This is a genomic window from Pseudomonas sp. B21-015, from assembly GCF_024749285.1.
In the GTDB taxonomy this organism is placed as follows: Bacteria; Pseudomonadota; Gammaproteobacteria; order Pseudomonadales; family Pseudomonadaceae; genus Aquipseudomonas.
In genome coordinates this window covers 2,401,114-2,412,637 of record NZ_CP087196.1, presented here as the reverse complement: position 1 = coordinate 2,412,637, position 11,524 = coordinate 2,401,114, and the positions used below count along the sequence as shown (strand labels likewise).

At 60.4% G+C, this 11,524-nt stretch carries 9 protein-coding genes and 1 pseudogene; 9 read left to right on the top strand and 1 reads right to left on the bottom strand.

What is annotated here, in order from left to right:
- Nucleotides 1-111 precede the first annotated feature (111 nt).
- The 9 genes and pseudogenes from nuoG to LOY38_RS10940 form a co-directional block, all read left to right on the top strand.
- The gene (gene nuoG / locus LOY38_RS10980; RefSeq protein ID WP_258700031.1) at nt 112-2,826 is read left to right on the top strand and encodes an NADH-quinone oxidoreductase subunit NuoG; all 2,715 of its coding nucleotides are present in this window, start codon (nt 112-114) and stop codon (nt 2,824-2,826) included.
- Entirely contained in the window at nt 2,823-3,830 is a 1,008-nt protein-coding gene (gene nuoH / locus LOY38_RS10975) for an NADH-quinone oxidoreductase subunit NuoH (protein ID WP_008146046.1), read from the top strand. Before nuoG ends, nuoH begins: the two co-directional genes overlap by 4 nt.
- 12 nt (nt 3,831-3,842) lie before the next feature.
- The gene (nuoI, locus tag LOY38_RS10970) at nt 3,843-4,388 is read left to right on the top strand and encodes an NADH-quinone oxidoreductase subunit NuoI (protein WP_200889382.1); all 546 of its coding nucleotides are present in this window, start codon (nt 3,843-3,845) and stop codon (nt 4,386-4,388) included.
- A 9-nt stretch (nt 4,389-4,397) separates the two neighbouring features.
- Nucleotides 4,398-4,901: an NADH-quinone oxidoreductase subunit J gene (gene nuoJ, locus LOY38_RS10965; RefSeq protein ID WP_258700030.1), complete on the top strand. Its 504-nt coding sequence runs from the start codon at nt 4,398-4,400 to the stop codon at nt 4,899-4,901.
- A 2-nt stretch (nt 4,902-4,903) separates the two neighbouring features.
- Nucleotides 4,904-5,212: an NADH-quinone oxidoreductase subunit NuoK gene (gene nuoK / locus LOY38_RS10960; protein WP_007940879.1), complete on the top strand. Its 309-nt coding sequence runs from the start codon at nt 4,904-4,906 to the stop codon at nt 5,210-5,212.
- Entirely contained in the window at nt 5,209-7,062 is a 1,854-nt protein-coding gene (nuoL, locus tag LOY38_RS10955) for an NADH-quinone oxidoreductase subunit L (protein ID WP_258700029.1), read from the top strand. The genes nuoK and nuoL overlap by 4 nt, the downstream gene beginning before the upstream one ends.
- A 39-nt stretch (nt 7,063-7,101) precedes the next feature.
- On the top strand, nt 7,102-8,634 hold the full coding sequence (nuoM, locus tag LOY38_RS10950; protein WP_046037834.1) for an NADH-quinone oxidoreductase subunit M: 1,533 nt from the start codon (nt 7,102-7,104) through the stop codon (nt 8,632-8,634).
- 7 nt (nt 8,635-8,641) lie between these two features.
- Nucleotides 8,642-10,105 (top strand): NADH-quinone oxidoreductase subunit NuoN, encoded by a 1,464-nt coding sequence (gene nuoN / locus LOY38_RS10945; RefSeq protein WP_007905081.1) that lies wholly within the window; start codon nt 8,642-8,644, stop codon nt 10,103-10,105.
- A 220-nt stretch (nt 10,106-10,325) separates the two neighbouring features.
- A pseudogene (locus LOY38_RS10940) lies at nt 10,326-10,562 on the top strand (type II toxin-antitoxin system Phd/YefM family antitoxin); the annotation flags it as partial.
- A 318-nt stretch (nt 10,563-10,880) separates the two neighbouring features.
- On the opposite strand, the gene LOY38_RS10935 reads toward LOY38_RS10940, so the two are convergent.
- Entirely contained in the window at nt 10,881-11,345 is a 465-nt protein-coding gene (locus tag LOY38_RS10935; RefSeq protein ID WP_258700027.1) for a GNAT family N-acetyltransferase, read from the bottom strand.
- Nucleotides 11,346-11,524 lie beyond the last annotated feature (179 nt).

The window sequence follows — 11,524 nt, the reverse complement described above, 5'->3', positions numbered from 1 at the left end:
CCCTTCGCCTTTTCGTCCGATGACGCCTTTCGAGGCTGTTTGGATTTGGACGGATAACAAGATTCCATTAGCCACGCCCGCTGACACCGGGCCAACGAAGAACTTTGAACCATGGCCACTATCCACGTAGACGGCAAAGAGCTCGAAGTCGATGGGGCAGACAACCTGTTACAGGCATGTCTGTCGCTAGGCCTCGATATCCCTTATTTCTGCTGGCACCCAGCCCTTGGCAGCGTTGGCGCTTGCCGCCAGTGCGCGGTCAAGCAGTACACCGACGAAAACGACACCCGTGGTCGCATCGTCATGTCCTGCATGACCCCTGCAACCGATGGCACCTGGATCTCCATCGAAGATGAAGAATCCAAGGCCTTCCGCGCCAGTGTTGTTGAATGGCTGATGACCAACCACCCGCACGACTGCCCGGTCTGTGAGGAAGGCGGTCACTGCCACCTGCAAGACATGACCGTGATGACCGGCCACAACGAGCGCCGTTATCGCTTCACCAAGCGTACTCACCAGAACCAGCAACTGGGCCCGTTCATTTCCCACGAAATGAACCGCTGCATCGCTTGCTATCGCTGCGTGCGCTTCTATAAAGACTACGCCGGCGGCACCGACCTCGGCGTATTCGGTGCTCACGACAACGTGTACTTCGGTCGCGTTGAAGACGGCACCCTCGAAAGCGAGTTCTCCGGCAACCTCACCGAGGTCTGCCCGACCGGTGTGTTCACCGACAAGACTCACTCCGAGCGATACAACCGCAAGTGGGACATGCAGTTCTCGCCGAGCATCTGCCATGGCTGCTCCAGCGGTTGCAACATTTCCCCGGGCGAGCGTTACGGCGAACTGCGTCGCATCGAAAACCGTTTCAACGGTTCGGTGAACCAGTACTTCCTGTGCGACCGTGGCCGTTTCGGCTATGGCTATGTCAACCGCGAAGACCGCCCGCGTCAGCCACAGCTGGCAGGCGGCGCCAAGCTGGGCCTCGACGAAGCACTGGATAAAGCCGCTGACCTGCTGCGCGGTCGCAACATCGTCGGTATCGGTTCGCCGCGCGCCAGCCTCGAAAGCAACTACGCGTTGCTGGAACTGGTCGGCGCCGAGCACTTCTACTCCGGCATCGAAGCCGCTGAACTTGAGCGCATTCGTCTGGTGGTGCAGGTGCTCAAAGACAGCCCGCTGCCGATCCCGAACATGCGCGACATCGAAGACCACGATGCGATTTTCGTCCTCGGCGAAGACCTGACCCAGACCGCTGCGCGCATGGCCCTGGCCCTGCGCCAATCGGTCAAGGGCAAGGCCGAAGACATGGCCGACGCCATGCGCGTTCAGCCGTGGCTCGATGCTGCGGTAAAGAACATCGGCCAGCACGAACTGAACCCGCTGTTCATCGCCAGCCTGGCTGAAACCAAGCTCGACGACATCGCTGAAGAATGCGTTCACGCAGCGCCAGACGACCTGGCCCGCATCGGTTTCGCCGTGGCTCACGCCCTCGACGCCAGCGCTCCTGCGGTTGAAGGCCTGGATGCCGAAGCCCTCGAGCTGGCCAAGCGCATTGCCGACGCCCTGCTCGCTGCCAAGCGTCCGTTGATCATTGCCGGCACCTCGCTGGGTTCCAAGGCGTTGATTGAGGCTGCTGCAAACATTGCAAAAGCCCTGAAGCTGCGCGAGAAGAACGGCTCCATCAGCCTGATCGTGCCAGAGGCCAACAGCCTCGGCCTGGCCATGCTCGGTGGCGAATCGGTAGACGCTGCGCTGCAAGCGGTGATCGACGGTAAAGCTGACGCCATCGTCGTGCTGGAAAACGATCTGTACACCCGCACCGACAAAGCTCGTGTCGATGCTGCCCTGAACGCCGCCAAAGTGGTGATCGTGGCGGACCATCAGAAAACCGCCACCAGCGATCGCGCGCACCTGGTTCTGCCAGCCGCCAGCTTCGCTGAAGGCGACGGTACGCTGGTCAGCCAGGAAGGCCGCGCCCAGCGCTTCTTCCAGGTCTTCGACCCGACTTACCTCGACGCAAGCATCCTGGTTCACGAAGGCTGGCGTTGGCTGCATGCCCTGCGTTCGACCTTGCTGAACCAGCCGATCGACTGGACCCAACTGGACCACGTCACCGCTGCCGTTGCTGCGAGCAAACCGCAACTGGCGCGCATCGTCGATGCCGCACCGTCCGCCGCGTTCCGCATCAAAGGCCTGAAACTGGCGCGTGAACCGCTGCGTTACTCCGGTCGTACCGCCATGCGCGCCGACATCAGCGTGCATGAACCGCGTACTTCCCAAGACAACGACACCGCGTTCTCGTTCTCCATGGAAGGTTACTCGGGCTCGGTCGAACCGCGTCAGCAAGTGCCATTCGCCTGGTCTCCGGGCTGGAACTCGCCGCAAGCCTGGAACAAGTTCCAGGACGAAGTCGGTGGTCACATCCGCGCTGGCGACCCGGGCACTCGCCTGATCGAAAGCACCGGTGATTCGCTGAACTGGTTCGCCAGTGTTCCGCGCGCGTTCAACCCGGCTCCGGGCACCTGGCAGGTCGTGCCGTTCTTCCACCTGTTCGGCAGCGAAGAGAACTCTTCCAAAGCCGCACCGGTGCAGGAACGCATTCCAGCCGCCTACGTGTCGCTGGCCAAGTCCGAAGCCGATCGCCTGGGCGTCAATGACGGTGCCCTGCTGAGCCTGAACGTGGCCGGCCAGACCCTGCGTCTGCCGCTGCGCATCAACGAAGAGCTGGGTGCCGGTCTGGTCGCATTGCCGGCCGGTATCGCCGGCATTCCGCCGGCGATCTTTGGCAAGTCCGTTGACGGTCTGCAGGAGGCAGCTCAATGACCTGGTTCACGCCTGAAGTGATTGACGTGATCATCGCGGTCCTCAAGGCCATCGTGATTCTGCTCGCCGTAGTGGTCTGCGGCGCGCTGCTGAGCTGGGTCGAGCGTCGTCTGCTCGCCCTCTGGCAGGACCGTTACGGTCCGAACCGCGTCGGCCCGTTCGGCGCGTTCCAGATTGCGGCCGACATGATCAAGATGTTCTTCAAGGAAGACTGGACCCCGCCGTTCGCCGACAAAGTGATCTTCACGTTGGCGCCGGTCGTGGCCATGAGCGCCTTGCTGATTGCCTTCGCAATCATCCCGATCACCCCGACCTGGGGTGTGGCGGATATCAACATCGGCATCCTGTTCTTCTTCGCCATGGCCGGTCTGTCGGTCTACGCGGTGCTGTTCGCCGGCTGGTCGAGTAACAACAAGTTCGCCCTGTTGGGCAGCTTGCGGGCCTCGGCACAAACCGTGTCGTACGAAGTGTTCATGGGCCTGTCGCTGATGGGCATCGTGATCCAGGTCGGCTCGTTCAACATGCGCGACATCGTTGAGTACCAGGCGCAGAACCTGTGGTTCGTCATTCCGCAGATCTTCGGCTTCCTGACCTTCTTCATCGCTGGCGTCGCCGTGACTCACCGTCACCCGTTCGACCAGCCGGAAGCGGAACAGGAACTGGCCGACGGTTACCACATTGAATACGCCGGTATGAAATGGGGCATGTTCTTCGTCGGCGAGTACATCGGCATCGTGTTGATTTCGGCGCTGCTGGTGACCTTGTTCTTCGGTGGCTGGCACGGTCCGTTCGGCATTCTGCCGCAGATCCCGTTCATCTGGTTCGCACTGAAAACCGCGTTCTTCATCATGTTCTTCATCCTGCTGCGCGCCTCGATTCCGCGCCCACGGTATGACCAAGTGATGGACTTCAGCTGGAAGTTCTGCCTGCCGCTGACCCTCGTCAACATGCTGGTGACCGCTGCGATCGTGTTGCTCAACACGCCCGCCGTCGCGGCTCAGTGAGGATAGAGAATCATGAAGTACATTTTTGACATCGTGCATGGCTTCTTCACCCAGCTTCGCAGCCTGGTGATGATTTTCGGCCACGCCTTCCGCAAGCGCGACACGCTGCAGTACCCGGAAGAAGCCGTGTACCTGCCGCCGCGCTTCCGTGGCCGTATCGTCCTGACCCGCGACCCCGACGGCGAAGAGCGTTGTGTAGCCTGCAACCTGTGCGCCGTGGCGTGCCCGGTGGGTTGCATCTCGCTGCAGAAAGCCGAAACCGACGACGGTCGCTGGTACCCGGAGTTCTTCCGCATCAACTTCTCGCGCTGCATTTTCTGCGGCCTCTGCGAGGAAGCCTGCCCGACCACCGCGATCCAGCTGACACCGGATTTCGAAATGGCCGAGTTCAAACGTCAGGACCTGGTGTACGAGAAAGAAGATCTGCTGATCTCCGGCCCCGGCAAAAACCCTGATTACAACTTCTATCGTGTTGCAGGTATGGCGATTGCCGGGAAGCCGAAAGGCTCCGCGCAGAATGAAGCCGAACCGATCAACGTGAAGAGCTTGCTGCCTTAAGGAAGAAAGATGGAATTCGCTTTCTATTTCGCATCGGGTATCGCTGTTGTGTCCACGCTTCGCGTGATCACCAACACCAACCCCGTGCACGCCCTGCTCTACCTGATCATTTCGCTGATCGCCGTGGCCATGACGTTCTTCGCCCTTGGCGCACCGTTTGCCGGTGTACTGGAAGTGATCGCCTACGCTGGCGCCATCATGGTGCTGTTCGTGTTCGTGGTGATGATGCTGAACCTGGGCCCGGCCTCGGTTCAGCAAGAGCGCGTCTGGCTCAAGCCCGGTATCTGGCTGGGCCCGGTCGCACTCGGCGCCCTGCTGCTGGCTGAACTGCTGTATGTGCTGTTCAACCACTCCAGCGGTCAGGCCCTCGGCCACACCACCGTAGACGCCAAGGCCGTGGGCATCAGCCTGTTCGGTCCTTACCTGCTGGTGGTCGAACTCGCCTCGATGCTGCTGCTCGCCGCAGCCGTCACGGCGTTCCACTTGGGCCGCAACGAAGCCAAGGAGCAATGACGATGCCTGCTATCCCTTTGGAGCATGGTCTGGCGGTCGCCGGCATCCTGTTCTGCCTCGGTCTGGTCGGCCTGATGGTCCGGCGCAACATTCTCTTCGTGCTGATGAGCCTGGAGGTCATGATGAATGCCTCCGCACTGGCGTTCATCGTTGCCGGTAGCCGCTGGGCGCAGCCGGATGGACAGATCATGTTCATTCTGGTGATCAGCCTGGCAGCCGCCGAGGCCAGTATCGGCCTGGCGATTCTGTTGCAGCTGTATCGCCGCTTCCACACTCTCGATATCGACGCTGCCAGCGAGATGCGCGGATGAACCTTCTCTATCTGACTTTCCTGTTCCCCCTGATCGGTTTTGTGCTGCTGGCGTTCTCCCGGGGACGCCTCTCGGAAAACCTCTCGGCGCTGATCGGCGTCGGTTCCATTGGCCTGTCGGCGATCGTCGCGGCCTATGTGATCTGGCAGTTCAACGTTGCGCCACCCGAGGGTGGTCACTACACCCAGATGCTGTGGCAATGGATGGCGGTGGAAGGCTTTACGCCGACCTTCACCCTCTACCTGGACGGCCTGTCCGTGACCATGCTCGGCGTGGTGGTGGGCGTGGGCTTCCTGATCCACCTGTTCGCGTCCTGGTACATGCGCGGTGAAGCCGGTTACTCGCGCTTCTTCGCCTACACCAACCTGTTTATCGCCAGCATGCTGTTCCTGGTCCTGGCCGATAACCTGCTGTTCGTGTACTTCGGCTGGGAAGGCGTGGGCCTGTGTTCATACTTGTTGATCGGTTTCTACTACAGCAACCGCAACAACGGTAACGCGGCACTCAAAGCCTTCATCGTGACCCGCGTCGGCGACGTGTTCATGGCCATCGGCCTGTTCATCCTGTTCCAACAGTTGGGCACGCTGAACATTCAGGAACTGCTGATCAAGGCGCCTGAGCACTTCAAGGCCGGCGACTTCTGGATCGTTCTGGCGACCCTGATGCTGCTGGGCGGCGCTGTCGGTAAATCCGCGCAACTGCCGCTGCAAACCTGGCTGGCGGATGCGATGGCCGGCCCGACTCCGGTTTCGGCACTGATCCACGCCGCGACCATGGTGACCGCCGGTGTCTACCTGATCGCCCGTACCCACGGCCTGTTCGCACTGGCGCCGGATATCCTGCACCTGGTGGGTGTTGTGGGCGGCGTGACGCTGGTGCTGGCAGGTTTTGCCGCACTGGTGCAGACCGACATCAAACGTATCCTCGCCTATTCGACCATGAGCCAGATCGGCTACATGTTCCTGGCGCTGGGCGTAGGTGCCTGGGATGGCGCGATCTTCCACCTGATGACCCACGCCTTCTTCAAGGCACTGCTGTTCCTTGCGTCCGGCGCGGTGATCGTTGCCTGCCACCACGAACAGAACATCTTCAAGATGGGCGGTCTGTGGAAGAAACTGCCACTGGCGTATGCCAGCTTCATCGTCGGCGGCGCGGCCCTGGCGGCCTTGCCTCTGGTGACCGCAGGCTTCTACTCCAAGGATGAAATCCTCTGGGAAGCGTTCGCCAGCGGCAACCAGGGTCTGCTGTATGCAGGTCTGGTCGGCGCGTTCATGACCTCGCTGTACACCTTCCGCCTGATCTTCATCACGTTCCACGGTGAAGCGAAGACCGAAGCACACGCCGGTCACGGTATCGCTCACTGGTTGCCACTGTCGGTGCTGATCGTACTGTCGACGTTCGTCGGCGCAATGATCGTTCCGCCACTGCACGGTGTGCTGCCGCAAAGCGTCGGCCATGCCGGCGGCGAAGCCAAGCACAGTCTGGAAATCGCGTCGGGCGCCATCGCCCTGTCCGGTATCCTGCTGGCCGCGCTGCTGTTCCTCGGCAAGCGTCGCTTCGTCACGGCCATCGCCAACAGCGGCGTCGGCCGCTTCCTTTCGGCCTGGTGGTTCGCTGCCTGGGGCTTCGACTGGATCTACGACAAACTGTTCGTCAAGCCATACCTTGCGATCAGCCACATTCTGCGCAAAGACCCGCTCGACCAGACCATCGGTCTGATCCCGCGTATGGCCAAAGGCGGTCACACCGCCCTGAGCCGCACCGAGACCGGTCAACTGCGTTGGTATGCCGCCTCGATGGCTGCTGGTGCCGTGCTGGTAATCGGCGCCGTCGTGCTGGTAGCGGTCTGATATGAACCTTGCGAACTTGCGAAAGGAAACGAGCCCGTCATGATTTTGCCCTGGCTAATCCTGATCCCCTTCATCGGCGGCCTGCTGTGCTGGATGGGTGAGCGCTTCGGCGCCACCCTCCCCCGCTGGATTGCGCTGATCACCATGTCCCTGTTGCTCTCCCTCGGCCTCTGGCTGTGGGCCAACGGTGATTATTCATTTGCCCCGGCGCCTGGCGCCGACCCGACCTGGGCGCTTGAGTTCAAGCACGTCTGGATCCAGCGCTTCGGCATCAACGTGCACCTGGCCCTCGACGGCCTGTCGCTGCTGATGATCCTGCTGACCGGCCTGCTGGGTGTCCTCTCGGTACTCTGCTCCTGGAAAGAGATTCAGCGTCACGTGGGCTTCTTCCACCTGAACCTGATGTGGATCCTGGGCGGTGTCGTCGGCGTGTTCCTCGCCCTCGACCTGTTCATGTTCTTCTTCTTCTGGGAAATGATGCTGGTGCCGATGTACTTCCTCATCGCGCTCTGGGGTCACAGTTCTTCGGACGGCAAGAAAACCCGGATCTACGCGGCAACCAAGTTCTTCATCTTCACTCAGGCTTCCGGCCTGATCATGTTGGTGGCGATCCTGGGGCTGGTCCTGGTCAACTTCAACGACACCGGCGTGATTACCTTCAACTACGCCGATCTGTTGAAAACCAAGATGTCGATGACCACCGAGTACATCCTGATGCTCGGCTTCTTCATCGCCTTCGCGGTCAAGCTGCCCGTGGTGCCGTTCCACTCCTGGTTGCCTGACGCTCACGCCCAGGCACCGACCGCGGGTTCCGTGGACCTGGCCGGTATCTTGTTGAAGACGGCTGCTTACGGTCTGCTGCGTTTCGCCCTGCCGCTGTTCCCGAATGCCTCGGCCGAGTTCGCGCCGTTCGCCATGACCCTGGGTCTGATCGGGATCTTCTACGGTGCGTTCCTGGCCTTCGCGCAAACCGACATCAAGCGTCTGATTGCCTTCTCGTCCGTTTCCCACATGGGCTTCGTGCTGATCGGCATTTACTCCGGCAGCCAACTGGCGCTGCAGGGCGCGGTCATGCAGATGCTGGCTCACGGTCTGTCGGCCGCGGCACTCTTTATCCTCTCCGGTCAGCTGTACGAGCGCACCCACACCCGCGATATGCGTGAGATGGGTGGCCTGTGGTCGAAGATTGCCTACCTGCCGGCCCTCAGCCTGTTCTTCGCGGCGGCGTCGCTGGGCTTGCCGGCGACCGGTAACTTTGTCGGTGAATTCCTGATCCTGATCGGCACCTTCGCCAGCGCGCCATGGGTCACCGTGATCGCCACGTCCGGCCTGGTGTTCGGTTCGGTCTACTCGCTGATCATGGTCCACCGTGCCTTCTTCGGCCCGTCGAAATCGGACGCGGTGCTGCATGGCATGGACGGTCGCGAACTGATCATGGTGGTTGGACTGGCGGCGCTGCTGATCTACATCGGCGTGTACCCGCAACCGTTCCTCGACACCTCTGCCGCGACGATGCATGGCGTGCAGCAGTGGCTCGGCACCGCCTTCACTCAACTCGCTTCGGCCCGGTAAGAGCGCTATGGAATTCACGACTCAACACTTTATCGCGCTTGCGCCGTTGTTGATCACCAGCGCCACGATCATCGTGGTGATGCTGGCTATCGCATGGCGCCGCAACCACTCACAGACCTTCCTGCTGTCGGTGGCAGGTCTGAACCTGGCCTTGCTGTCGATCCTGCCAGCCCTGAAAGTCGCGCCCCTGGCCGTGACTCCACTGCTGCAGATCGACACCTTCGCCTGCCTGTACATGGCGCTGATCCTGGTCGCCACCCTCGCCTGTGTGACCCTCGCCCACGCCTACTTGGGCGATGGCGGTTCGGGCTACCCGGGCAACCGTGAAGAACTTTACCTGCTGATCCTGATGTCCGCCGCCGGTGGCTTGGTACTGGTCAGCGCGCAGCACCTGGCCGGGTTGTTCGTCGGTCTGGAACTGCTCTCGGTACCGGTCTACGGTCTGGTGGCTTACGCCTTCTTCAACAAGCGCTCGCTGGAAGCCGGCATCAAGTACATGGTGCTGTCGGCCGCCGGTTCCGCGTTCCTGTTGTTCGGCATGGCCCTGCTCTACGCCGATGCTGGCAGCCTGAGCTTCAACGGCATCGGTCAGGCCCTGGCGGCCACCGGTCTGCCAAGTTCTCTGGCTCAACTGGGCCTGGGCATGATGCTGATCGGCCTGGCGTTCAAGCTGTCGCTGGTACCGTTCCACCTCTGGACCCCGGACGTTTACGAAGGTGCTCCGGCACCGGTGGCAGCGTTCCTGGCCACCGCGTCGAAAGTCGCTGTATTCGCGGTGATGGTGCGTCTGTTCCAGATCTCGCCAGCGGCGAGCAGTGGCGTACTGAGCGACGTGCTGACCATCATCGCCATCGCGTCGATCCTGTTCGGTAACCTGCTGGCATTGACCCAGAGCAACCTCAAGCGTCTGCTGGGTTACTCGTCCATCGCTCACTTCGGCTACCTGCTGATCGCCCTGGTGGCGAGCAAGGGCCTGGCCGTGGAAGCCATCGGCGTGTACCTGGTCACCTACGTGATCACCAGCCTCGGCGCCTTCGGTGTGATCACCCTGATGTCCTCGCCGTACAACGGCCGTGACGCCGACGCCCTGTACGAATACCGCGGCCTGTTCTGGCGCCGTCCGTACCTGACCGCCGTCCTGACCGTGATGATGCTGTCCCTGGCCGGTATCCCGCTGACCGCGGGCTTCATCGGCAAGTTCTACATCATCGCCACCGGCGTCGAGTCGCACCAATGGTGGCTGGTCGGCTCCCTGGTACTGGGCAGCGCCATCGGTGTCTTCTACTACCTGCGCGTCATGGTCACCCTGTACCTGATGGAACCGAACCTGCGTCGCCACGATGCCCAGCTGCACTGGGAACAACGTGCAGGCGGCGTGATGCTGCTGGCGATTGCCGTACTGGCGTTCTTCCTCGGCCTGTATCCACAGCCGCTGCTGAACCTGGTTCAACAGTCTGGGTTGGCGGGTTGATCGCTTAAGCGACACTCGGTAATAAACAAAAACGGCACCTTCGGGTGCCGTTTTTGCGTTTGTGGGATTTGTTACTGCTGCACTCCCCGCCTTCTGCAATCCCCGAAAGCTCGCGCGGGAATGTCCGTTCCGTCCTACATCCAGCACTGCGCACTTGGCTCTATCTTGAATGACTGGCTGGATCGATAAATCAACGCGAGAAAGAACAATGAACCGTGACATCGTCGTTCCGTTGGCCGAAGCAAAAAAAATCTGTCCAAACTCGTCGACGACGCAGCCGCCGGGCAGATCATCACGATTGCCAAACATGGTCGGGCTCTTGCGCGTCTGGGTTCCGGCGGGAAAACCCTGCGGCCAGCGTATCGGTGCGATGAAAGGCAAACTGGTGCTTCCCGAAGACTATGACGCCTCACTACCGGACGACTTGCTCAATGCTTTTGAAGACACTCAAGAATGAGGCGTCTCGAAAGCTCAGACATTGGTGACCCTTGCCCGGAACACTTCCGTGTGGCATTGCCCTGATGAAAAATCAGAGTGAATACCAACCAGCCTGAAGTTGCAGGGTTGCCCTGCAACGTAGAATCTCCCACATCGAATCAGCTGCGGACACACACTATGCGATAGACAGAAATCAACTGTGGGAGCGAGCCTGCTCGCGATAGCAATGGAACAGGCACAAATGAGAACGGCACGTTTCGGGTGCCGTTTTGCGTATTGAGATCGGAGCTTTCAGACGCCGAATTATGCGGTGTTTCTCAGGCCGCTTCCGAAACCTTCACAGTTTCTTCACCATAGGAACGCAGGCCAGTTGAAGACCGGAAGGGGAATGGTAAACCGCAGGTTCCTCCCCAATGTAACCACAGCGTCGATAAAAGTCGGCGGCATTCAAAGTCGCATCCAGGCGGACTTCCGCCAAGCCAAAATCCCGCGCCAGATCTTCGAGAAAGCCCACGACGCGCTTGCCCAAACCTCGTTGCATAAAGTCAGGATGTATAAAGATTGCACCGATTTCGCGGTTCTCCAGATCCAGCATGCCTGTCGCCACTGGCTCACTCTGAACGCACCCCAGATAGAAATACTTTTCCATGAGCGCGCAGTAACCGTCCTCAGCTGACCCCGATGTCCAAGTCAGCATTTGCTTCTCGGTATAGGCACCGATGCATTGATGTCGGATGGCTAGCAGCCGTATGTCGAATGCAGTCTGTGCGTCGCTTTGGGTAGCTTTTCTAATTTCGAACATTTCACTCTCCATCAGCCATGTGCAGACGGAGAATCAAAAAGCCCCGTCCATCTCTGGCGGGGCTTTGGGTAACACGTCAAATGCCAAGCACGTATGACCTTATGGCCCGCCGGAAGCGGTCATAGAGGAACACATCATGTTCATTCGGCGTAGATCATTCATCGACAGATAGTGCTGTG